Source organism: Pseudonocardia sp. ICBG1034 (genome assembly GCF_020131375.1).
GTDB lineage: Bacteria > Actinomycetota > Actinomycetes > Mycobacteriales > Pseudonocardiaceae > Pseudonocardia > Pseudonocardia alni.
The window spans coordinates 530,791-551,818 of sequence record NZ_JAHLEK010000015.1 but is presented as its reverse complement, the minus strand read 5'-3'; the positions used below and the strand labels follow the sequence as shown (position 1 = coordinate 551,818).

Annotated in this window: 22 protein-coding genes; 10 read left to right on the top strand and 12 right to left on the bottom strand. The window is 74.2% G+C overall.

The window, feature by feature from the left end:
- Positions 1-7: 7 nt before the first annotated feature.
- Positions 8-1,261: a diaminobutyrate--2-oxoglutarate transaminase gene (gene ectB / locus KPF22_RS04260; RefSeq protein WP_178372922.1), complete on the bottom strand. Its 1,254-nt coding sequence runs from the start codon at positions 1,259-1,261 to the stop codon at positions 8-10.
- Positions 1,258-1,848 carry a diaminobutyrate acetyltransferase gene (gene ectA, locus KPF22_RS04255; protein ID WP_208822907.1) on the bottom strand — a complete coding sequence of 197 codons (591 nt, stop codon included), beginning with the start codon at positions 1,846-1,848 and terminating at the stop codon, positions 1,258-1,260. The genes ectB and ectA overlap by 4 nt, the downstream gene beginning before the upstream one ends.
- A gap of 325 nt (positions 1,849-2,173) precedes the next feature.
- Between ectA and KPF22_RS04250 the strand changes: the two genes are divergently transcribed.
- Complete coding sequence (locus KPF22_RS04250; RefSeq protein WP_145983127.1) at positions 2,174-2,482, top strand: hypothetical protein; 309 nt, start codon at positions 2,174-2,176, stop codon at positions 2,480-2,482.
- A gap of 111 nt (positions 2,483-2,593) precedes the next feature.
- Here the strand turns inward: KPF22_RS04250 and KPF22_RS04245 are convergent, their stop codons facing one another.
- Positions 2,594-3,334, bottom strand: a complete 741-nt coding sequence (locus KPF22_RS04245) for an SDR family oxidoreductase (protein WP_208822909.1) — start codon at positions 3,332-3,334, stop codon at positions 2,594-2,596.
- A gap of 20 nt (positions 3,335-3,354) precedes the next feature.
- Positions 3,355-3,627 (bottom strand): Sec-independent protein translocase subunit TatA, encoded by a 273-nt coding sequence (gene tatA, locus KPF22_RS04240; protein WP_224401293.1) that lies wholly within the window; start codon positions 3,625-3,627, stop codon positions 3,355-3,357.
- A gap of 204 nt (positions 3,628-3,831) precedes the next feature.
- On the opposite strand from tatA, the gene KPF22_RS04235 reads away from it, so the two are divergent.
- From KPF22_RS04235 to KPF22_RS04220, 4 genes are all read left to right on the top strand, one after another.
- Positions 3,832-4,701, top strand: a complete 870-nt coding sequence (locus tag KPF22_RS04235; RefSeq protein WP_208822911.1) for an arpA protein — start codon at positions 3,832-3,834, stop codon at positions 4,699-4,701.
- A 5-nt stretch (positions 4,702-4,706) separates the two neighbouring features.
- A complete protein-coding gene (locus tag KPF22_RS04230; protein WP_374107452.1) occupies positions 4,707-6,491 on the top strand; it encodes a choline/carnitine O-acyltransferase in 1,785 nt (594 codons plus the stop codon).
- A gap of 17 nt (positions 6,492-6,508) precedes the next feature.
- Entirely contained in the window at positions 6,509-7,483 is a 975-nt protein-coding gene (locus tag KPF22_RS04225) for an NAD(P)-dependent oxidoreductase (protein ID WP_224401291.1), read from the top strand.
- 120 nt (positions 7,484-7,603) lie between these two features.
- On the top strand, positions 7,604-8,740 hold the full coding sequence (locus KPF22_RS04220; protein WP_224401290.1) for a hypothetical protein: 1,137 nt from the start codon (positions 7,604-7,606) through the stop codon (positions 8,738-8,740).
- A gap of 16 nt (positions 8,741-8,756) precedes the next feature.
- Here KPF22_RS04220 and KPF22_RS04215 read toward each other — a convergent pair whose 3' ends face one another.
- Together KPF22_RS04215 and KPF22_RS04210 are read right to left on the bottom strand one after the other, a co-directional pair.
- Complete coding sequence (locus KPF22_RS04215) at positions 8,757-10,760, bottom strand: alpha-amylase family protein (protein ID WP_224401289.1); 2,004 nt, start codon at positions 10,758-10,760, stop codon at positions 8,757-8,759.
- Between the two features lie 31 nt (positions 10,761-10,791).
- The gene (locus KPF22_RS04210) at positions 10,792-11,634 is read right to left on the bottom strand and encodes an alpha/beta fold hydrolase (RefSeq protein ID WP_224401288.1); all 843 of its coding nucleotides are present in this window, start codon (positions 11,632-11,634) and stop codon (positions 10,792-10,794) included.
- 101 nt (positions 11,635-11,735) lie between these two features.
- On the opposite strand from KPF22_RS04210, the gene KPF22_RS04205 reads away from it, so the two are divergent.
- Complete coding sequence (locus tag KPF22_RS04205) at positions 11,736-12,320, top strand: hypothetical protein (RefSeq protein ID WP_224401287.1); 585 nt, start codon at positions 11,736-11,738, stop codon at positions 12,318-12,320.
- Between the two features lie 9 nt (positions 12,321-12,329).
- Here KPF22_RS04205 and KPF22_RS04200 read toward each other — a convergent pair whose 3' ends face one another.
- The 3 genes from KPF22_RS04200 to KPF22_RS04190 are packed head-to-tail and all read right to left on the bottom strand — an operon-like array spanning position 12,330 to position 14,583.
- Positions 12,330-12,839, bottom strand: a complete 510-nt coding sequence (locus tag KPF22_RS04200) for a VOC family protein (RefSeq protein ID WP_178372930.1) — start codon at positions 12,837-12,839, stop codon at positions 12,330-12,332.
- 5 nt (positions 12,840-12,844) lie between these two features.
- Complete coding sequence (locus KPF22_RS04195; RefSeq protein ID WP_224401286.1) at positions 12,845-13,456, bottom strand: CE1759 family FMN reductase; 612 nt, start codon at positions 13,454-13,456, stop codon at positions 12,845-12,847.
- Complete coding sequence (locus KPF22_RS04190) at positions 13,456-14,583, bottom strand: LLM class flavin-dependent oxidoreductase (protein WP_208822925.1); 1,128 nt, start codon at positions 14,581-14,583, stop codon at positions 13,456-13,458. Before KPF22_RS04190 ends, KPF22_RS04195 begins: the two co-directional genes overlap by 1 nt.
- Before the next feature lie 99 nt (positions 14,584-14,682).
- On the opposite strand from KPF22_RS04190, the gene KPF22_RS04185 reads away from it, so the two are divergent.
- Positions 14,683-15,144 carry a MarR family winged helix-turn-helix transcriptional regulator gene (locus tag KPF22_RS04185; RefSeq protein ID WP_224401285.1) on the top strand — a complete coding sequence of 154 codons (462 nt, stop codon included), beginning with the start codon at positions 14,683-14,685 and terminating at the stop codon, positions 15,142-15,144.
- Between the two features lie 85 nt (positions 15,145-15,229).
- Here the strand turns inward: KPF22_RS04185 and KPF22_RS04180 are convergent, their stop codons facing one another.
- From KPF22_RS04180 to KPF22_RS04170, 3 genes are read right to left on the bottom strand one after another with little or no spacing between them, the layout of a single operon-like run.
- The gene (locus KPF22_RS04180; RefSeq protein ID WP_208822929.1) at positions 15,230-16,255 is read right to left on the bottom strand and encodes an NAD(P)-dependent alcohol dehydrogenase; all 1,026 of its coding nucleotides are present in this window, start codon (positions 16,253-16,255) and stop codon (positions 15,230-15,232) included.
- Entirely contained in the window at positions 16,252-16,971 is a 720-nt protein-coding gene (locus KPF22_RS04175) for an iron-sulfur cluster assembly protein (RefSeq protein ID WP_224401284.1), read from the bottom strand. Before KPF22_RS04175 ends, KPF22_RS04180 begins: the two co-directional genes overlap by 4 nt.
- Positions 16,968-17,984 (bottom strand): amidohydrolase family protein, encoded by a 1,017-nt coding sequence (locus KPF22_RS04170; protein ID WP_178375780.1) that lies wholly within the window; start codon positions 17,982-17,984, stop codon positions 16,968-16,970. Before KPF22_RS04170 ends, KPF22_RS04175 begins: the two co-directional genes overlap by 4 nt.
- 203 nt (positions 17,985-18,187) lie before the next feature.
- On the opposite strand from KPF22_RS04170, the gene KPF22_RS04165 reads away from it, so the two are divergent.
- The 3 genes from KPF22_RS04165 (at position 18,188) to KPF22_RS04155 (ending at position 20,994) form a co-directional block, all read left to right on the top strand.
- The gene (locus tag KPF22_RS04165) at positions 18,188-19,579 is read left to right on the top strand and encodes a helix-turn-helix domain-containing protein (protein ID WP_224401283.1); all 1,392 of its coding nucleotides are present in this window, start codon (positions 18,188-18,190) and stop codon (positions 19,577-19,579) included.
- Between the two features lie 24 nt (positions 19,580-19,603).
- Entirely contained in the window at positions 19,604-19,897 is a 294-nt protein-coding gene (locus KPF22_RS04160; protein WP_374107451.1) for a response regulator, read from the top strand.
- Between the two features lie 473 nt (positions 19,898-20,370).
- The gene (locus tag KPF22_RS04155) at positions 20,371-20,994 is read left to right on the top strand and encodes a DedA family protein (protein WP_208822936.1); all 624 of its coding nucleotides are present in this window, start codon (positions 20,371-20,373) and stop codon (positions 20,992-20,994) included.
- Positions 20,995-21,028 lie beyond the last annotated feature (34 nt).

The window sequence follows — 21,028 nt, the reverse complement described above, 5'->3', positions numbered from 1 at the left end:
GTGGGTATCAGCTCCCGATGACGGTGCGGACGGACTCGGCGATGATCCCAAGACCCTCGTCGAGCTCGTCGTCGGTGGTCGTGAGGGGCGCCAGCAGCTTGAGGACCTCGTCGTTCGGACCGGCGGTCTCCAGCAGCAGGCGGTGCTCGAAGGCCTTCGAGGCCACCTTCTCGGCGAGCCCCTCGCCCTCGAACTGGATACCCCGCGCCATCCCACGGCCCTTGGTGAACATCTCGGTGCCCTGGTTGTCACCGATGATCTTGTTGAAGGCCTCCTCGACCTTCTCACCCTTGCGCAGCGTCTCCTTCTCCAGCGTGTCGTCGGTCCACCAGTTGCGCAGCGTGTGCGTGGCGGTGACGAATGCGGGGTTGTTGCCGCGGAAGGTGCCGTTGTGCTCGCCCGGGCCCCACTGGTCGTACTCGGGCTTGATCAGCACGAGCGCCATCGGGAGGCCGTAGCCGGAGATGGACTTCGAGATCGTGACGATGTCGGGCTGGATGCCCGCGATCTCGAAGGAGAAGAACGGGCCGGTACGGCCGCAGCCCATCTGGACGTCGTCGACGATCATGAGGATGCCCTTGCGGGTGCACAGGTCCCGCAGACCCTGCAGCCACTCGATGCGCGCCGGGTTGAGCCCGCCCTCGCCCTGCACGGTCTCGACGATGACCGCGGCCGGCTCGTTGAGGCTGGACCCGGTGTCGTCGAGAACCTTCTCGAACCACAGGAAGTCGGGCATCTTGCCGTCGAAGTAGTTGTCGAACGGCATCGGCGTCGAGTGGACCAGCGGGATACCGGCGCCACCGCGCTTCATCGAGTTGCCGGTCACCGACAGCGCGCCCAGCGTCATCCCGTGGAAGGCGTTCGTGAAGTTGATCAGCGCCTCCCGGCCGCTGATCTTGCGCGCGAGCTTCAGCGCGGACTCGACGGCGTTGGCGCCGGTCGGGCCGGGGAACTGCACCTTGTACTGCAGGTCGCGCGGCTTGAGGATGACGTCCTCGAAGGTCTGGAGGAACTCGCCCTTGGCCGAGGTGTACATGTCCAGCCCGTGGGTGATGCCGTCACGGGTCAGGTACTCGATCAGCGGCTTCTTGAGCACCTCGGGGTTGTGCCCGTAGTTCAGGGCGCCCGCACCCCCGAAGAAGTCGAGGTAGGAGTGGCCGTCGACGTCGGTCAGACGGCTGCCCTTCGCCGTGTCGAAGACGACGGGCCAGTTACGGCAGTAGCTCCGGACCTGGGACTCGAGATCCTCGAAAACGGTCATGTGTTCCCACCCTTGTCTGCTGCGATCGGGCCGATGAGATAGAGGTTCTCCGGCTCGTGCTCGTCACCGAGCAGGTCTGGACCGAACAGGTCCTCCCGCTCGATCGTCGTGTCGTGGCGCTCCGCGAACTTCGTGAACAGACGGATCGAGGAGGCGTTGTCCGGCGTGATGGTGGTCTCCATCCGCTCGGCGCCCGCCTGGTCCCAGACGGCGTCCAGCATCCGGCCGGCGAGGCCCGCACCGCGTGCCACCGGATCGACGCACACCTGCCAGATGAGCAGGGCGCCGTTCTCGGGGCGCAGGTAGCCGGTCACGTAGCCGACGGCGCGGCCGTCGTCGCGCCGGGCGACGACCGAGGTGCGCGCGAAGTCGCGGCACCACAGGACGTAGGCGTAGCGGGAGTTCGCGTCCAGCGTCCGCGCCTCCACCGCCAGCCGCCACATGTCCACCCCGTCGGCCGGGACCGGGGAACCGATCTCGTACGAATGGTCGCCGTCGGCGTCGGCCGCCGGGGCGGGTGCGCCGGTCGCGGCGTCCCCGTCCGGAGCCGTGGACGCCCGAGGAGGAGCCTGTTCGGGAGCGGTCATGACGGGTGAGGTTAGTGCCGTCCGGCGCAGGTCGCAGCCGCTGACGACCGGCACCGACCCCGTGCGCCCTGATCGACGTGACCGGCGACACAGAGCGGCCCGTGACATAGCGACCGGGTGTCCGCCCAGGAAGACACCGTGATCGCCGAACAGCTCGGTGACCCCGACGGGGCCTGTCCGGCGCAGCCACGGACCCGGACGTGGCCCTCGCCACGCTCCGCGACCACCCGGCCGCACGTTCGGCCAATCGTGCGGATGCACTTGCATCTGCACCGCTGCGGGGTGACGATGGATACTCCGTCGAATCGTGCCCGGAGGAGCTGCCGTGTCGGTGACACCCGCCAGTACGCGCCCCGTGGCCGTGGTGACCGCGCCGGACGAGGAGCAGACCGTCACGGTCACCTGCGCCCGCGACAGCCGCAGCCACGTCGTGGCGCAGGCGGTGCTGGCCGACTCGCTCGCCGCCGGAACCGGACACTGCACCGCGCTCTGCGGGCACGTGGTGCTGCCGGCGTCGCTGGCCTCCCCGCCCGGGGACGGCTGCCTGCTGTGCGCCGAGACCTCCGGGGCCGGGCGCCGCGCCCGCCGCCGCGGACGGATCGGTTTCGGGCGTTCGGCCCGCGCCGCCTCCTGAGCGTCGCCGCCGACCGCCGACCACACAGCCGGTCCGTTCCCCACCGCCGGCCGGGCCCCGACCCGTGCCGGTGGCTCCCTCACCCGCCACCGGTCCGGTCCCGCCGACGGATCAGCGCCCGCCGGACACGTCCAGCACGGCGCCGGTGACGTAGCTGGCCTCGTCCGACAGGAGCCAGGCGATCGCCGTCGCCACCTCGTCGGGGTGGCCGGCACGGCCCATCGGGATCGACGGCGCCATCCGCTCGATCCGCCCCGGCTCACCGGCCCGGGCGTGGAAGTCGGTGTCGAGCAGGCCCGGTCGTACGGCCGCCACCCGGATCCCGTCCGCGGCGACCTCCTTCGCGAGCCCGACGACGAGCGCCTCGACCCCGGCCTTCGCGGCCGCGTAGTCGTTCCACTCGTCGGGCGAGCCGAGCACCGCCGCGCGGGAGCTGACGTGCACGAGCACACCACCCGCCCCGCCGTAGCGGGTCGACATGCGGTGTACCGCCTCGCGTGAGCAGAGCAGGGCCGCGCGCAGGTTGAGCGCGACGACCTCGTCGATCCGGGCGTCGCTCATGTCCTCGAGACGCTGCCGCGAGGGAGCTCCGCCGGCGTTCGCGACCACGCCGGTCAGCGGTGAGGGCATGGCCGACGCGGCGTCGAACAGGCGCTCGACACCCTCGGTGCGGGTGACGTCCGCTGCGACGGCGTCGGCGTGCACCCCGGCCGCCCGGCACTCCGCGACGACGGCCGCGGCGTCCTCCGGTGAGGCCCGGTGCCCGACGAGGACGTCCTGGCCGCGGGCGGCCAGCAGCCGGGCGGTGGCCGCGCCGACCCCGCGGCTGGCCCCCGTCACGAGCACCGTCATGCGTCGTCCGTCCTGCGGTGTCAGGCCCGGTGGGCCTCGGGACCGGGCTCCGGACGGGCGGTGCCCTCCGGCGTCCCCGGCTGCCGGGTACCGGGGTCACGGACCTCGGTGTCGGCACGGGGCGCGCCGCCGGGTCCGATCTCGCCGGGGCGTTCGTCGTCGCGCAGGCCGCGCATCTCGCTCTTCAGGATGCGGCTGGACCGACCGACCGACCGCGCCATCTCCGGCAGCTTCTTCGCGCCGAACAGCAGGACCAGCACGACCAGCACGATCAACCAGTGGGTGGGGCTCATAGCTCCCATGACAGCCTCCTCGCTCGCCGACGGGATCAACGAACCATCCTCCGCCGGGGTTCTCTCCCGCAAGAACAGCCTCCCATGGCGCACGGAAACTGATCGCTCGGTCACTCACCGTTGATCCGGCGACGTCGGACGGGTTTGGATGACGGTGACACCGTGGGCGGCACCGGCGCTGCCCGGGGACGAAGGAGCTGATCCGTGCAGCCGACCGCACTCGCGGCCCCGCAGGAGCTCGACCCGGTCGACCTGGCCCGCTACCCGGTGCACGAACCGGGCTCGTCCGGGTGGGAGGACGCGGTCCGCCGGGCCCGCGCCCAGCTCGCCGCCGACGGCTGCGCGGTGCTCCCCGGGTTCGTCCGGGCGTCGTGGCGGGACCGGCTGCGGACCGAGGGCGAGGCGGTCGCCCCGCTGGCGCACTACGAGACCGCCGTGGTCAACGTCTACAACACCGACCCCGACCCCTCGCTGCCCGCCGACCACCCGGCGGGGGTGCCGATGGAGCGGGGCAACGCCTTCGTCGCCCGCGACCGGATCCCGGCCGCAGCGGTGGTCCACCGCCTGTACCCGCAGCCCGCCTTCCGCGCCTTCCTCGCCGCCTGCACCGGCGTGCCCGAGCTGCACGAGCTGGCCGACCCGCTGGCCGGGCTGTGCCTGAACGTCGTCGGCGACGGCCGGTCGCACCCCTGGCACTTCGACACCAACGAGATCGCGATCAGCCTGCTCACCCGCGCGCCGGAGGCCGGCGGGGTCTTCGAGTACTGCCCGGACATCCGCAGCACCTCCTCGGAGAACACCGCCGACGTCGCCGAGGTCCTGCACGGCAGGGGCGGCGACCGCGTCCGGCGGCTGGTGCTGCGTCCCGGTGATCTGCAGCTGTTCCGCGGCCGGTACTCGCTGCACCGGGTGACCGAGGTGCGCGGCGACGTCGCCCGACACACGGCGATCTTCTCCTACAGCACCCGACCCGGGGTGGTCGGCAGCGCGGTCCGCACCCGCCAGCTGTTCGGGCGGACACTGTCCGAACACGGGGGGTCGCGCGCCGTGCGCGTCGACGGGCTGCTGGACTGATGCCCGTGACCACCACGTTCGCGGCCGACGACGACCTGCCGAAGGTGCCGCTCCCGACCCTGTCCGCCTCGGTCGACCGCTTCCTCGAGTGGTGCGCCCCGCTGCTCACCCCCGACGAGTACGCCCGCACCGAGTCCGCCGCGCGCGAGCTGCTCGCCGAGGGCGGCCCCGCGTCGGTGCTCCAGGCCGACCTCGAGCGCTTCGACGCCGGCGCCCACAGCTGGCTGGACGCGTTCTGGCCGTCGCGCTACCTGGGCCGGCGCGACCGGATCGCGCTGAACGCGAACTTCTTCTTCCTGTTCGGGCCGGGATCGACCACGGACCCGTGCGAGCGGGCCGCGCAGCTCACCGTCGCCGCCCTCGGGCACAAGGCCGATCTCGACGCCGGGACGTTCCCGCCGCTGGTCAACCGCGACGTGCCGCAGTCGATGGACCAGAGCCGCCACATCTTCTCCACCACCCGCATCCCGGGTGACCCCCAGGACACCGTCCGCACCCCCTACAGCGACGACTGGCCGGGCCCGTCCACCGAGCGGCACGTCGTGGTACTGCACCGCGGCCGGATCCACCGCCTCGACGTGGTCGGCGCCGACGGCGCCGCGCACACCGCCGAGGAGATCGCCGGCGCCCTGCGGGAGATCCGGGACGCACACCCCGAGCGGGCCGCCACCGGTGACGCGGTCGGCGCGCTGACCACCCTGGCCCGCGCCGAGTGGGCCACGGTGCGGGACCGGCTGACCGGGCTCGACCCGGCCAACGCCGAGGCCGTCGACCTCGTGGAACGGGCGCTGCTCGCGATCTGTCTCGACGAGACCGACCCCGCCGACGAGGAGTCCGCCGCGCGGACCCTGCTCGCCGGGGACGCCGGTGACCGCTGGTTCGACAAGGCGCTGTCGATCGTCGTGCTCGCCGACGGCACCGCCGGGGTCAACATCGAGCACTGCGAGCTCGACGGCACCACCGTCCTCACCCTGGTCGACGCCATGTTCGCCGACCCGGTCGAGACCCACGCCGAGCGCATCGGGACCCGCCCCCAGGGCACCCCGCCGCACGGCGAGCTGCGGTTCGTCCTCGACGACGACCTGCGCGCCACCGTCGCGCGCGCACACGACGAGTTCGCCGCGTTCCTCGACGCCACCGCCACCGAGCTCGTCGCCTTCGACGACTTCGGCGCGCGCGACGCCAAGGCCCTGAAGTGCTCCCCGGACGCCTTCGTGCAGGCCTGCTACCAGGTCGCGCACCGGCGGGCCAAGGGCGTCACCGGGGCCACCTACGAGTCGATCGCGACCCGGCAGTTCCGGCGCGGCCGCACCGAGGCGATGCGGGTGATCACACCGGAGATGGTGACCTTCGTCGACACCATGGGGGACCCGCAGGCCTCCGACGCCGACAGGGTCGACACCTTCCGGGCCGCCGCCGCGGCGCACGGCGCCCGCGCGAAGCAGTGCCAGCAGGGCGACGCGCCCGAGCAGCACCTGTGGGAGCTGGACTGGATCCGGCGCCGTCGCGGGGCGGAGCTGGGCGTCACCGAGCCGCTCGCGGTGTTCGACTCCCCCGGCTGGACGATCATGCGCGACGACTGGCTGTCGACCAGCTCCGCGCCGTCGGACAACATCCGGTACTTCGGGTTCGGCTCGACCAGCTCGCGCTGCATCGGGGTGGCCTGCGTGCTGCTGCCCGACCGCTTCCACGTGCACCTGTCCACCCCGGCCGACCAGGCCGAGGGGATGCACGCCTTCGCCCGGGAGCTGCGGACGGCGGTGACCGAGCTGCGGAACCTGCTTGCCTGAGCGGGTTCACTGGTGGGGTGGAGCGCTTCCTCGTCACCGGCAGTTCCGGCCACCTCGGTGAGGCGCTGGTCCGCACACTGGCCGGCGACGGGGTGCCCGTCGTCGGCCTGGACCGGCGGCCCTCGCCGTGGACGGCGGTCGTCGCGTCGCTGACCGACCGCGACGCCCTGCGGTCGGCGCTGCGCGGGGTCAGCCACGTGCTGCACACCGCGACGCTGCACAAGCCGCACGTCGGCTCGCACAGCAGGCAGGACTTCGTGGACACGAACGTGTCGGGCACCCTCGCGGTGCTGGAGGAGTCCGCCGCCGCGGGGGTGCGGGGCGTGGTGTTCACGTCCTCGACCAGCGCGTTCGGCCGCGCGCTGACCCCGGCGCCGGGCGGGCCCGCGACCTGGATCGACGAGACCGTGGTGCCGCGGGTGCGCAACGTCTACGGCGCCACGAAGACCGCCGCCGAGGACCTGTGCGAGCTGGCCGCGCTGGACCCGGGGCTGCCGGTGGTGGTGCTGCGGACCTCGCGGTTCTTCCCCGAGGCCGACGACCGCGACGAGGTCCGCGCCGTCCACGACGACACCACGCTCAAACTGGTGGAGTTCTGCCACCGGCGGGTCGACGTCGCCGACGTCGTGTCCGCGCACCTGGCCGCGGCCCGGCGGGCGCCCGAGCTCGGGTTCGCCCGCTACGTGGTCAGCGCACCGCCTCCGTTCCACCGGTCCGACCTCGCCGAGCTGGGCCGCGACCCGGGCGCGGTGCTGGAGCGGCGGGCCCCGGCGCTGGCCGCGCTGCTGGCCGGGCGCGGCGGGCCGGTCCCGCCGGTGGACCGGGTGTACTGCCCGGACCGGGCGGTCGCCGAGCTCGGCTGGACCCCGGTCTGGGACGTCGACGCCGTCGTCGCGCGGGTGCGTGACGGCGGGCCGCCGCGCAGCCCGCTGGCCGACGCCGTCGGGGCGAAGGGGTACCACGATTCCCCGACCGGGGTGTACACCCGGTGATTTCACCTCGCCGGACCGGGTGACTGTAGGTCGTCAGGGCTAACGCCGTGGGTACGACCGGCGGTAGAGGTGACACAGCACGTGTCGCCGACCGTGACGCCGTACCCCGGAGGTCCTGCCATGACCGGCCCGCAGCACCGACCCAGCCCCGGCCCGCGCGGTGCCGACGCCGACCGCGCACGGCCGTCGCCGCGACCGCGGCACGGGTTCGACGACCACGAGTTCCCCGAGGACTCCTACCAGGGCGGCTACCCGGACCTGCGGTCCTCGCGGCCGGTGGAGCGGGCGACGCCCACCGACCCGGAGGGCTTCGGCGAGCTGTACGGCGGGACCGGTCCGCAGCCGACCGTCGGGCGGGGCGGGTACGCCGCACCGATGCGCTACGAGGGCTACGGCGCCCCCGTGCCGGCGGGCGGGTCGCAGCCGGGCGGCGACGACCCCGACGACGGCGGGTACGGCCCGTACGGCCGGGCCGCGCACCGCCAGCCCGAGGAGCCGGTCACCCCGACCCGGGCCGCCTACGGCGAGTACGGCGACCCCGGGTCCCGTGGCGGGACCGCGATCGACGGCGGGCCGCCCTACCCCGGCCCCACCGGATCCGGGTACGGGCGCGCGCGGACCCCGGAGGAGGACGAGCCGGTCCGCCCGGCCGTGCAGTACGACGACCCGGACCGCGTCGCGGACCACGAGGACCTGCCCCGGGACGAGGTCGTCGGGGACGGGCCGATCGCCGCCGCCACGTCCGGCCGCGACTCCGGCGACGACCGGGCCGGGTACGACCGCGCCGGGCACGGACGGCCCGGGCACGGCGAGAGCGGCGGGACCGCGGTCGCCGAGCGCTCCGCCGTCGGGACCGGCGCCGGGGCGGTGCCCGCGCCGCGTCCGCCGTCGGAGTCCGGCGGCCGTCGCCCGGCGACGGTGGCCGAGGCCGCCGCGGCCCGGTTCGGCGCGACCGGACGGTCCGCCGACACGGCGGCGGCCGCACCGGCCGTCGAGGCGACCGGGCCGGTGACCACGACGCCACGCGCGGCCGCGGCGGCCCCGGCCGCCCCCGCCACGGCCGCCGCGCCGGTGCGGGTCGCGAAGGACCCGACCGCGCTGACCGTGCTGCGGGTCCTCACCTACGTGCTGGTGTCGCTGTCCTGCCTGGTCTTCCTGGCCGGGGTGGTCTACGGGCTCGTGGTGTACCTGGAGTTCCGCTCGGCGCTGGGCACGTCACCGCTGTTCGGGGGCGGCACGCCGTTCGGGAGCTACTGAGGGCGCCGGGCGTGGCTCACGGCTCCGCGAGCCACGCCCAGGACAGCGGCGGGAGGTGGGCCCGCCCGCCCTCGGTGCGGACCGGGCCGTCGGAGGACAGCACCGTGTCCAGGCCGGTGACCAGGGCGGCGTCGACCGAGGCGGGCCGGTCGGACACGTTGACCAGCCCGACGAAGCGGCCGCCGCGCGGGTGCCGCCGCGTCCACCCGAGCACCGCCGGGTCGTCGAGCACGGGCACCTCCACCGGCGCCGACGCGTGCAGCGCGGGCAGCTCGGCCCGCACCGCGGCGAACCCGGCCAGCGCCCCGAACACCCGCCCCTCGACGGTGTCCGGGTCGTAGCGGCGGGCGAACGCGGCCTCGTCCATCGGGGGCCGGTGCATCCAGCGGTTGTCCGCGGCGCGCTCGGGGTCGGCGCGGTAGCCGGTGTCGTTGGCCAGGGCCAGCTCGTCGCCCATGTAGAGCAGGGGGATGCCGCCCCAGCCGTAGACGACGGCGTGCGCGAGCAGCAGGCGTCGCACACCCGCGTCGAGGGCGGCGGGGTCGTGGCGGGCGCGGGCGTCGTCGATGCCGCAGAGCGCGGCGGCGCTGCCGGAGATGCGGGCGTCCCCGGTGTCCGGGTCCTCCTGGAACAGTGCGCCGCGGGCGAAGCTGCCCGGGAAGCGTCCGGCGAAGAAGTCGTTGAGGAACCGCCGGTGCGACGGGCCGTCCCAGCCGACGGCGGCGGCGTCGACGTCGGAGACGGCCCAGCCGATGTCGTCGTGGCAGCGGACGTAGGTCGCCCACGCCGTCGTCGACGGGGCGGGGGTCATGCGCCGCAGCGCGTGCGCGGCGAGGCGGGCGTCGCGGGTGGCCAGGCTCGACCACAGCATCACCATGAGCTGGTTGTGGTAGGCCAGCTCGCACTCGGGGCGGTAGCGGTCGTGCGCGCCGAGGTAGCCGACGAGGTCGTCGGGCGCGACGATCGCCTCCGCCTTGAAGACCACCGCCGGGGCCGCGATCCGGGTGAGCGCGTGCAGCGCCTGCAGCACGTCGTGGGCCTCGGGCTGGTTCTGGCAGTTCGTGCCGAGCCGCTTGCCGAGGAACGGCGCCGCGTCCATCCGCAGGACCTCGACCCCGCGCCCGGCCAGGGTGAACACGGTGCCGAGCATCGCGGCGAACACCTCGGGGCAGGTCCAGTCGAGGTCCCACTGGTAGTCCCAGAACGTCGTCCACACCCAGCCGCCGTCGCCGCCGCCCGCCCCGGGCACCCAGCTGAACGATCCGGGCGCGCGGTCGGGGAAGACGTCGGGGATCGTCGCCTCCCAGGCGTCGGGCATCTCCCGGTCCGGGTAGGCGGTGTAGAAGCCGGCGTAGCGCGGGTCGCCGGCGAGCCAGCCGCGCGCCCACGGGTGCTCGGCGGCGGTGTGGTTGAGGACGAGGTCCACGCACAGGCTCATCCCGCGCTCGCGCAGCGCCCCGGCGAGGGACTCCAGGTCGTCCATCGTGCCCAGCCGCGGGTCGACGGCGGTGTAGTCGGCGACGGCGTAGCCGCCGTCGTTCTCGCCGTCGCGCGGCTTGAGCAGTGGCATCAGGTGCAGGTACCGCACGCCCAGGTCGGACAGGTGGTCCAGGCGGGTGCGGATGCCGCGCAGGGTGCCCGCGAAGCGGTCGGTGTAGGCGACGTAGCCGACGGTGCGGGGGTCCTGGAACCAGTCGCCGTCGACCTCGCGGCGGCGGTCGAGCTCGCGCAGCGCCTGCGGGCGGGCGGCCGCGGCGGCCAGCGCGGCGCGCACCAGCCGGGCGGTCAGCCCGCCCGGGTCGGCGACGGCGCCGTAGAGGGCGTCCAGCGGCAGGTGCGCGTCGGCGTACCAGCGCTCGGTGCGGGCGAGGAACCCCGCCGCCTCGACCGCGCCGAGCGCGGCGACCGCCTCCCGGGACAGCTGCGGGAGCAGGTCGTGCAGGGCGGCCCGGGCCCGGCGGCGACGCTCGGTGTCGGGCCGGGCGCGGACGGCGTCGCCCGCAGCGGTCGTGCTGATCACCGCGCCATCCTGCCGAACCGCGCGGCCGCTGTCAGGTGCGCGCCAGCACCTCCCGCAGCCGGGCGACGAAACTGGCCGGGTCCTCCAGCCACCCGACGTGCCCGCCGGGGAACGGCTCCGGGTCCCGGTCCAGCTCCGCGGCCAGCGCCCGGGAGGTCCGGTCGCAGATCTGCCCGGCCGAGGCGGACCCGATGCCGACGACGACCCGCCGCCCGCGCAGCCGCTGCGGGTCCGGACGCCACCGGACCGTCTCGCGCATCTCGTGCAGGAAGAAGTGCCGTTCGTCGGCGGCCTGCTGCGCGGTCGCGGCGCCGTCGGTCGCGGGGAGCCCGGCACCGTCGGCCGCGTTCTGCGCGGCGTCGCCGGGTGCCGCGCCCGGCAGCCCGGCCGACGCCAGGAACAGCGCCCAGGCCGCGGCGGCGCCCTGCTCCCGGTAGGTGCCGATGATCTGCTCGGTCGCCGCGCGGTGCTCCGCCGCGTCGGGCAGCAACTCCTCCAGCGGCGGTTCGTGTGCGACGACGACCCCCACCAGCTCGGGGCGCGCCTGTGCCAGCGCCAGCGACACCACCGCCCCGCCGCTGGAGCCGAACAGGGTGGCCGGGGCGCCGCCGACGCGCTCGAGCAGCGCGGCGAGGTCGGCCGCCCGCACCGCGACGGTGGAGTCGGCGTCCGGGTCGGCGGCGGGGCTGCGGCCGGTGCCGCGCGGGTCGAACGTGACGACGGTGTGGTCGGCGGCCATCGCGTCGGCGAGCGGGCCGAAGCCCTCGGCACCCATCGGCGAGCCGACGAGCACCAGCAGCGGGCCGGTGCCGCGGACGTCGAAGGTGATGCGGGCGTCCGGGCGGTCGAGCAGATCCGTGGTCACGACGGTCATGGGTGCCTCCTCGCGAACGGTGTCGTGGTGTCGACCGTCGGCGGGCACCGGACTCATCGCCGTACCGTGGGAGGCACTCCGACAGAACGGACGAAGACCCCGTGAAGACCCGCGTCGCCCCGGTGCTGGGCGTGCTCCTCGTGCTGGCCCTGCTCGTCGGTGGTCTGGCCTGGTTCGCCGGAAGCCGCGGGTTCACCCCCGACGACCTGCGCGACCTGGTCGACCCACCCCCGCCGGAGCAGTGCGACCAGCCGGACCCGACGACGTCGGGCTGCCTCACCCCGTCCGCGCTGCGCCTGCACGACGCCCTCGTCGGGCGGTTCGGCGAGCCGGGCCCGGGGGCGCCGGTGCGGGCGATCACGTGCTGGTCGGAGCACGCGTGGAACCCGTCGAGCGACCACCCCGCGGGCCGGGCGTGCGACGCGTTCCCCGCCCGCTACGGCGAGTTCCCCGCCGGGCAGGACCTGGAGGACGGCTGGGCGGTCGCGAACTGGGCGCGCGACAACGCCTCCGAGCTGCGGGTCCGCTACGTGATCTGGCAGGGCCGGATCTGGTACCGCGGCACCGGGGACTCCGGGGAGGGCCGGGAGAACTGGGGCCGGCCCTACGACGGCGGCGGCGTCTACGACCCCGAGGACGCCACCGGCGGGCACTTCGACCACGTCCACGTCAGCGTCCGCCGGTGAACACCCCGCTCACAGCACGTGCTGGCCGTACATCTCCCCCAGCGGGTCGGCGATGAGCTCGATGCGGGCGCCGTCGGGGTCGCGGAAGTAGACCGAGACACCGGAGTGCACCTCGTGCTCCACCCCGGCCTCGGTGAGCCGCGCGACGAGCTCGTCCCACCGCTGCGGCTCGACGCTGATCGCCATGTGGTGCAGCCCGCCGAGGACCTCGGCGTAGGGGCCGACGTCGAGGCCCGGGAAGTCGAAGAACGCGAGCAGGTTCCCGTTGCCGATGTCGAAGAAGAAGTGCGAGGACCCCGGGTAGTCCCGGTTCTCGATCAGCTCGGTGAGCGGGAAGCCCAGCACGTCCTGGTAGAAGCGCACGGTCCGCTCGACGTCCGAGCTCACCAGGGCGGTGTGGTGCAGGCCGCGGGCGGTCGAGGCCGGCCGCTCCCCCGCCGGCTTCAGGTGGGCGGAACGGATCCGGTCGCGGGCGGCGTCGAGGGCGGCGGTGTCGGTGGGGGTGCCGGTGTCGGTCATGGTGGTCAGCCCTTCAGCAGTGCGGTGAAGTCGGGGACGTCGGCGAACAGGTCGGTGCGGGTGGCCGGCGGCCGGGCGGCGACGGCGTCGGCCAGCTCGCCCGCGGCGCGCCCGACACGGCCCTCCAGTGTGGTGCCCACCTCGGTCGCGCCCCAGTCCTCGGGCGCGGCGAACACCGCGGTCGGGACCGTCGCGGCCCGCAGGTACGCGAACAGCGGGCGCATCGCGTGCTCCAGGGCCAGCGAGTGCCGCGCCGTGCCGCCGGTCGCGGCGAGCAGCACCGGGGTGCCGGTGAGCGCGTCGCGGTCCAGGACGTCGACGAAGGTCTTGAACAGCCCGCTGTAGGACGCCGAGAAGATCGGCGTCACGGCGACGACGGCGTCCGCGGCGGCCACCGACTCCAGCACCGGCGCCAGCGCGGTGTTCGGGAAGCCGGCGACCAGGTGGTCGGCCAGGTCGCGGGCGTGCTCGCGCAGCTCCACGACCTGCACCTCGGCCCGCTCACCCCGGTCGGCCAGTGCGGCCGTGACCGCGGCGGCGAGACGGTCGGCCAGCAGCCGGGTCGACGACGGCGTCGACAGCCCGGCGCTGAGCACGACGATCCTGCGGGTGGTCATCACGCGACCTCCTTCTCCTGCGTCCCGGTGCTGTCGGTGCTGCCGGTGCCCGCGGCGTCGCGGGCGGCGACCAGCGAGGCGTGGGTCGGCGCGTCCGGGACGCCCGGCGCGCGCAGCGCGGCGAACTCGCGGCGCAGCACCGGCACGACCTCCTCGCCCAGCAGGTCGAGCTGCTCCAGCACGGTCTTCAGCGGCAGGCCCGCGTGGTCGATGAGGAACAGCTGACGCTGGTAGTCGCCGACGTAGTCGCGGAAGCCGAGCGTCCGCTCGATGACCTGCTGCGGGCTGCCGACGGTCAGCGGGGTCTCGCGGGTGAAGTCCTCCAGCGAGGGCCCGTGCCCGTAGACCGGGGCGTTGTCGAAGTACGGCCGGAACTCGCGCACCGCGTCCTGGCTGTTGCGGCGCATGAACACCTGGCCACCGAGGCCGACGATCGCGCGGTCGGCCGGTCCGTGACCGTGGTGCTCCCAGCGCGTGCGGTAGAACTCGACCATCCGCTTCGTGTGCGACGCCGGCCAGAAGATGTGGTTGTGGAAGAAGCCGTCGCCGTAGTAGGCGGCCTGCTCGGCGATCTCGGGGCTGCGGATCGAGCCGTGCCACACGAACGGCGCGACGCCGTCGAGCGGGCGCGGGGTCGAGGTGAAGCCCTGCAGCGGGGTGCGGAAGTGCCCCTCCCAGTCGACGACCTCGGTGTCCCACAGCTTGCGCAGCAGCGCGTAGTTCTCGACCGCCAGGTTCAGGCCCTGGCGGATGTCCTGGCCGAACCACGGGTAGACCGGGCCGGTGTTGCCGCGGCCGAGCATGAGGTCGACGCGGCCGCCCGCCACGTGCTGCAGCATCGCGAAGTCCTCGGCGATCTTCACCGGGTCGTTCGTGGTGATCAGCGTGGTCGAGGTGGACAGCTGCAGGGTCTCGGTGACGCCGGCGAGGTAGCCGAGCGTGGTGGTCGGCGACGAGGAGAAGAACGGCGGGTTGTGGTGCTCGCCGATCGCGAAGACGTCGAGCCCGACCTGCTCCGCGTGCTTCGCGATGGTCAGGACGTCCTGGATCCGCTGGGCCTCGGTCGGCGTGCGGCCGGTCGTCGGGTCCGGCGTGACGTCGCTGACCGTGAAGACTCCGAACTGCACGGCTTCCTCCTCTGCTCGTCGACGGACCGTTGGTTGATCCGTCATCTACATCCTGCAGCAACATAGGTGATGCGTCAACTATTCCGCTACGATGGTGCCGTGACACGGTGGCTGGACGAGCGCGAGCAGGTGGCCTGGCGAGGGCTGCTCCGGATGCAGGCCCGCCTGCAGGGCGAGCTGCACCGGCGGCTGCAGACCGGGTCGGGGCTCTCGCTCACCGACTTCGACGTGCTGGTGGCCCTGACCGACCGGCCCGACGGGCGGTGCCGGGTGCTGGAGCTGGCGACGCTGCTGGAGTGGGAGAAGAGCAGGCTCTCCCACCACCTGGCCCGGATGCAGAAGCGCGGCCTGGTCGCCCGCGAGGAGTGCGACGACGACGGCCGCGGCAACTACGTCGTGCTCACCGCGGCGGGCCGGGCGGCGATCGAGGCCGCGGCGCCGGGGCACGTGGAGACCGTGCGGGAGCTGGTCTTCGACGCCCTCTCCGACGACGACGTGGCCGCGCTGACCCGGATCACCGCCGCCGTGCAGGCCCGGCTCGACGGCCGCGCCCCCCGCTGACCGCGTTCCGCGGAACGCGCGACGGCCCGCACCGGGCGTCGCCGGTACGGGCCGTCGTGAGCGGGACCGCGATCGGAACAGCAGGTCAGGGCACCAGGATGGCGCGGCCCCTGACCTTCCCGGCGTCGAGGTCGTCGAGCGCGGACTGGAAGTCGTCCAGGGCGTAGGTGCTGGTGTGCAGGGTGACCCGGCCGCGGGCGGCCAGCTCCATCAGGTCGCAGAGATCGTTGTAGGACCCGACCAGGTTGCCGACCACGTTCACCTCGGCCGAGATCAGGTCGATCGTCGGGACGTCGACGTTCTCCCCGTAGCCGACCACGTGGTAGTCCCCCGCACGCCGGGTCATCGCCAGGCCCTGGGCGGTGGAGCCGCCCTCGCCGACGAAGTCGATCACGGCCTCGGCGCCGTTCCCGCCGGTGAGCGACAGGACCTCGTCGACCTGCCCGCCGTCGGCGACGATCCCGTCGTCGGCGCCGATCTCCAGCGCCAGCTTCACCGCGTCCGGGTTGCGGTCGAGCACGACCAGCCGGGCCGGGGTCAGCGCCTTCAGCACCTGGATGCCGATGTGGCCGAGCCCGCCCGCCCCGATGACGACGCAGGTGTCGCGCGGTCCCAGCCGGCGTGCGGCCTTGGCCGCGGCGTGGTAGGCGGTGAGGCCGGCGTCGGCGAGGGCGGCGACGTCGGCGGGCTGCAGCGACGGGTCCAGCTTGACCACGCTGCGCGCCGAGGTGCGCAGGTACTCGGCGTAGCCGCCGTGGGTGTCGATGCCCGGGAACGCCGAGGCGGTGCAGTGCACGTCGTCGCCGGAGCGGCAGGCGCGGCACAGGCCGCAGGTGGCGAGCGGATGCAGGATGACGCCGTCGCCCTCACGGACGTGGGTCACGGCCGACCCCACGGACTCGACCCAGCCCGCGTTCTCGTGGCCGATCGTGTAGGGCAGCGCGACCTGCGACTTCTCCGCCCACTGCCCCTCGAGGACGTGCAGGTCGGTGCGGCAGACCCCGGCCCCGCCGATCCGGACGACGACGTCGAACGGGTCGACGACCTCCGGCTTCGGGACCTCGGTCAGCTCCATCGGCCGGTGGTAGCCGACCACCTGTACTGCTCTCACGACACGGATCCCTTCACGGACTCGGGGTAGCGGGTCTTCAGGAGCCCGCGGCAGAAGTGGGCGTTGCCCTCGATGGAGATCCGCACCGAGCGGGCCATCCGCAGCTTCAGCGGAACCTGCTCGGCCGGGTACGGGACGCCGTCGTGGCCGACCAGGACCGGCCGGTCGCCGCCGGTGGGCAGGCCGATCGCCGCGCGGCGGCGCAGCAGGGCGTCGGTGGCCGGGCCCGCGGGCAGGTCGGCCAGCGTGACGCCGTGCAGCGACTCGGGCGTCCGGTCCGGGTCGACCCGCAGCAGCCCGGTCAGCGAGCGCTCCATCGCGGCGGTGTGCGCCTTGCGCCGGAAGGTCTCGCGCAGCTCGTCGAGGTCGGACTCGGCCTCGTGCCGGAAGGTGCCCTTGTAGCCGGCGTCGGCGGCCAGCCCGGCGTTGATGAGGTCGGAGTCGTGGTGGTCGTCGAGCTCCACCACGACCTCGCCGGTCCAGTCCAGTGCGGTGAGCACGTCCTTCGCGTCCGAGCACATCAGGTAGGCGAAGTTCGGCGCGCAGAACGCGGTGGGCAGGCGCAGGTGCAGGGTGACCCGGTCGCCGTCGACGTCGAGGGAACGGACGAACTCCAGGTCGGTGATCGGCTCGTCCAGCTCGGGGTCGACGACGGCGTCGAGCGCCCGGAACGCCTGGTCCGTGCGCGAGGTGCGGGCGAGGGCGGGGGCGCTCACGACGCCACCGGGACCTCGGTCGGCGTCTCGTCGCGCAGCTGCAGCTCGGCGGGGACCTCGATGTCGTACATCGCCGCGGCGTTGAGACCCAGGATCTTCTTCTTCTGGGCGGTGGTCAGCGGCGCGTACTCGGACAGCTCGTCCGGGATCTCGAAGTCGACGAAGCGCTCGACCAGCCAGCGCGGGGTCCAGATCGCGTAGTCGCTGGAGAACTGGATGCGGTCCTCGCCCAGCCAGTACAGGAGCTCGCCGATGATCTGGCCGAAGTACTTGGGCCGGGTGTGGATGAACGGCATCGCGACGGCCAGGCCGGCGTGCACGTTCGGCTCCTGGGTGGCGATCCAGCAGAAGTCCTCGAGGCGGGGCAGGCCGCAGTGCTCGACGACGAAGTTCAGGTCGGTGAAGTCGGTGGCGACCTTGTCCACGTCGGCGACGTCGAACGCGTCGCGGTCCAGCGGGCGGATGGTGGGGCCCTTGTGGATGTGGATGTTGCGGATGCCCAGCTCCTGGGCCGCCTCGAGGTACTTGTAGGACCAGTGGTCGTCGAGCTTCCAGCCGCGGGACTCGCCGTGCCACTCCGCGGTGTAGAGCTTCGCGCCCTTCAGGCCGAAGCGCTTCGCGTCCTCGCGCAGCTGCCGCAGGCCCTGCTCGCCGTTGCGCGGGTCCCAGTGGTGGTTGTAGGTCAGCTTGTCCGGGTGGGCCTGGGCGAGGGCGAAGGCCTCCTCGGTCTGGCCGAACCCGTTGTCGTAGAACTCGCCCAGGTAGGCGGGCTGGAACACCGCGTGGTCGACGTGGCCGTCGGTGAACAGGTCCTTCATCAGCCGCTCGCCGCCCTGGTAGAGGTAGTCCTCGTAGGACCAGACCTCGGACTCGGGGCTCAGGTTGCGGTGGTAGTCGTAGAAGCAGTCGATGAACTGCTTGCCGTGGATGTTGCGCTGGTTCTCCGGGCGTGCGTCCCAGAGCGCCACGTGGGCGTCCACGATGAAGTAGGACTCACCGTTCTTCGAGTACATCGTCGTCCCTCTCAGGTCGCGGCGAGGTGGTGGGCACCCCGCGACTGCGCGGGCCGGTGGGGGATCCCGCGTCGAGGGCCGAAGGTAGGAACGGCGGCACCCCGGCGGTCGTGATCACCGTCTCAACCTGAGACGAGACGGCGTCGCGACGGCGTCGCCGATGTGACACGGTCGTGGGTAGCAGGTACGAGGAGGTACGCGCGATGGGGCAGTCACTGGCTCCGGCCCGGATCTCGGCGTCCTGGGCGCGCAGCGAGACCTACGGCGCCCCCACCGAGGCCGTCGACCCGGCGTTCACCGGCGCCGTCGACGACGGCTCGTTGTTCGCCCGGTGCGGCGGCGAGGTGCTCGCCGGGCTGCACGAGGGCCTGCCGGGCGAGCCGATCTCACTGATGCTGACCGACGCCGACGGCATCGTCGTCTCCCGGCTCTGCGACGAGCGCGCCCTGCTCGACGCGCTGGACCGCACCTACCTCGCGCCCGGGTTCGCCTTCGGCGAGCGGGAGGCGGGGACCACCGGGCTCGGCCTGGCCCTGGCCGACCGGGTCCCGTCGCTGGTCCGCGGCGACGAGCACTACTGCACCGGGTTGTGGGGCTACACCTGCGCGGCGGCCCCCGTGCTCGACCCCGTCGACGGGTCGCTGCTCGGCAGCATCAACCTCACCACCTGGTCGCAGCGCTCCGACGGTCTGCTGCTCGCGCTGGCGCGCACCGCCGCCGGGCAGACCTCGGCGCTGATGCTCGCGCACGGACGCGGCGCGAGTCCCCGGCGCGCGCCGCGCGGCGAGGTCTTCCGGGTCGCCCCGCAGCCCGTCGGCGGGACCGCGGCGCTCGGCCCGGCCTGGGCCGCCGCGCTCGACGAGGTCCGCGACGCGCTGCGCGACGGCGCCCGGGTCGGGGTGGTCGGCGAGCCCGGCGCCGGCAAGTCCGCGCTGCTCGCCGCGGCCCTGCGCACCGTCCGCCCGCGGCACCGGGTGCTGCACGCCCGCCCGCCGGCCGCCGAGGACGCGGTGTCCTGGCTGTCGCTGTGGTCCCCGGAGCTGGGCAAGGACGACACCGCGGTCATCGCGGGACGGGTGCACGAGCTGCCCGCGCCCGTCGCGACCCGGCTGGCGGCGCTGGTCCGGTCGCTGCCGCGGGCGTCGCTGAGCGTCACCGCGGGCGATGTCGACGGGATACCGGACGCGCTGTCACGGCTGCTCGACGTCGTCGTCGAGGTGCCGGCGCTGCGCCACCGTCCCGAGGACGTGCCGGTGCTCGCCGCGCACTTCGCCCGCGACGGCGTCACCTTCACCGACACCGCCGCCCGCGCGCTGCGCACCTACTCCTGGCCGGGAAACGTCGAGCAGCTGCGCCGCACCGTGCGCGACGCCGCCGCCCGCAGCAGCCTCGTCGACGTGCGGCACCTGCCCCCGGAGCTGCTCGCCACCCGATCCGGAGCGCTGACCCGGATCGAGTCGCTGGAGCGCGACGAGCTGGTCCGCTGCCTCACCGAGCACGGCATGAGCGTCACCCGGGCCGCGGAGACGCTCGGCATCAGCCGCGCGACGGCGTACCGGCGGGTGCAGCGCTACGGGATCACGACCTCCCGGTGAGACCGTTGCGGCATCATCGGTTCCGTGCCGCAGACGGTCCTCGTCGCCGACGGCGTCGAGGTGCTCACCCGGGTGCGCCGCGGTCCGGTCGACGCCCTCGTCCTGGACGTGATGATGCCCGCCCTCGACGGCCTCGGCGTGTGCCGCGTGCTGCGCGCCGACGGCGACCGCGCACCGGTTCTCATGCCGACCGCCCGCGTCGAGACCCCCGACCGGGTCACGGGCCACGACGCGGACGCCGACGACCGGAGAACGCGGCGACGTTCGACGCCGACCCCGACCACGTCGTCGAGGTGGCGGGGCGGGGCGGGACCGTGACGGTCGCCGACCGCGGCCCCGGCGGCGGCGCCGCGGTCGGCTTCTCCGTCGGCCCGCAGCGGCTCCTCCCGGGTCCCGGCACCGGTCTCACCGACAGCACACCGGATCCGACGGGCCCCGGAGGTACCTGACCCCCGGCCGGACGAGCGGATGCCCACCCGCCGTCCGCCCCGACCTGCCCACCCGGACGGGGGACGCGCTCACCGGACCGGTGCTACCGGTGGCCGTGCTCACGGCCGTGGCGGGACCTCCGGACCTGCCGATCCCGGTCGACGGTGGGACGATCGATGTGCCGGGCGACGACGCCCCGGGAGACCCGGCGGCCGGCCCGGCCACGGGACTCGACACCGCCACCCGACGACGCCGTCACACCCGGTGACGAGGACCCCGCGTCGTGCGACGACGACGGGCCGCCCGCCGCCCGGTGCGGCACACAGGGCACCATTCGGTGTAGGAGCTGATGGGAGGCGTTCGTGTTCGGACTCGCGGACACCGTGGCCGCACTGCTGGCCGCGATCCCTGCTGCGCCCGTCCGGTCGCTCCTCGTGATCGGGGTCGGGGCGTTCCTCGAGGGTCCGATCGTCACGGTCGCCGCCGCCGCGCTCGCCGGGGCCGGGCAGCTCCCCTGGTGGGGGGTGTGGCTGGCCGCGCTGGTCGCCGACGTCGTCGGGGACACCGCGCTCTACGCGCTGGGCCGCAACGGCGACCGGCCGGCCGTCGCCCGCGTGCTGAACCGGCTGGGCCTGACCGAGGAGCGCCGCGAGGTGCTGACCCGCGAGGTCCACACGCACCTGCCGCGGATCGTCATCGGCGCCAAGCTCGTCGACATCGGCGCGATCCCGGCCTACCTGGCCGCCGGGCTGTCCAAGGTCGGCTACCGCCGCTTCCTGGCCTGGATCATCCCCACCACCGCGGTGCGCGCCGCGGTGCTCGTCGGGATCGGCTACGCGGCCGGTGACCGGCTCGCCACCGACCTGGAGTCGCGGCCCTGGCTGCTCGTCGTCGGCGGGATCGCCGTCGGGCTGACCCTGGTCCTCGGGCGCACCGCGATCGTGCGGGCCACCGGCTCGCGACGTCGCGCCGACGCCCGGTCCTGACCGGGTCGATCCCCTCGCGCCGAACGTCCCCGAC

Bases quoted from the DNA above. Each gene is read 5' to 3' on its own strand.
- KPF22_RS04245 (WP_208822909.1), bottom strand. From the start codon at position 3,334: ATGACGGTGCTCGTGACGGGGGCCAGCCGCGGGGTCGGCGCGGCCACC.
- ectB (WP_178372922.1), bottom strand. From the start codon at position 1,261: ATGACCGTTTTCGAGGATCTCGAGTCCCAGGTCCGGAGCTACTGCCGT.
- ectA (WP_208822907.1), bottom strand. From the start codon at position 1,848: ATGACCGCTCCCGAACAGGCTCCTCCTCGGGCGTCCACGGCTCCGGAC.
- KPF22_RS04220 (WP_224401290.1), top strand. From the start codon at position 7,604: ATGACCGGCCCGCAGCACCGACCCAGCCCCGGCCCGCGCGGTGCCGAC.
- KPF22_RS04200 (WP_178372930.1), bottom strand. From the start codon at position 12,839: ATGACCGACACCGGCACCCCCACCGACACCGCCGCCCTCGACGCCGCC.
- KPF22_RS04165 (WP_224401283.1), top strand. From the start codon at position 18,188: ATGGGGCAGTCACTGGCTCCGGCCCGGATCTCGGCGTCCTGGGCGCGC.
- KPF22_RS04170 (WP_178375780.1), bottom strand. From the start codon at position 17,984: ATGTACTCGAAGAACGGTGAGTCCTACTTCATCGTGGACGCCCACGTG.
- tatA (WP_224401293.1), bottom strand. From the start codon at position 3,627: ATGAGCCCCACCCACTGGTTGATCGTGCTGGTCGTGCTGGTCCTGCTG.
- KPF22_RS04195 (WP_224401286.1), bottom strand. From the start codon at position 13,456: ATGACCACCCGCAGGATCGTCGTGCTCAGCGCCGGGCTGTCGACGCCG.
- KPF22_RS04210 (WP_224401288.1), bottom strand. From the start codon at position 11,634: ATGACCGTCGTGACCACGGATCTGCTCGACCGCCCGGACGCCCGCATC.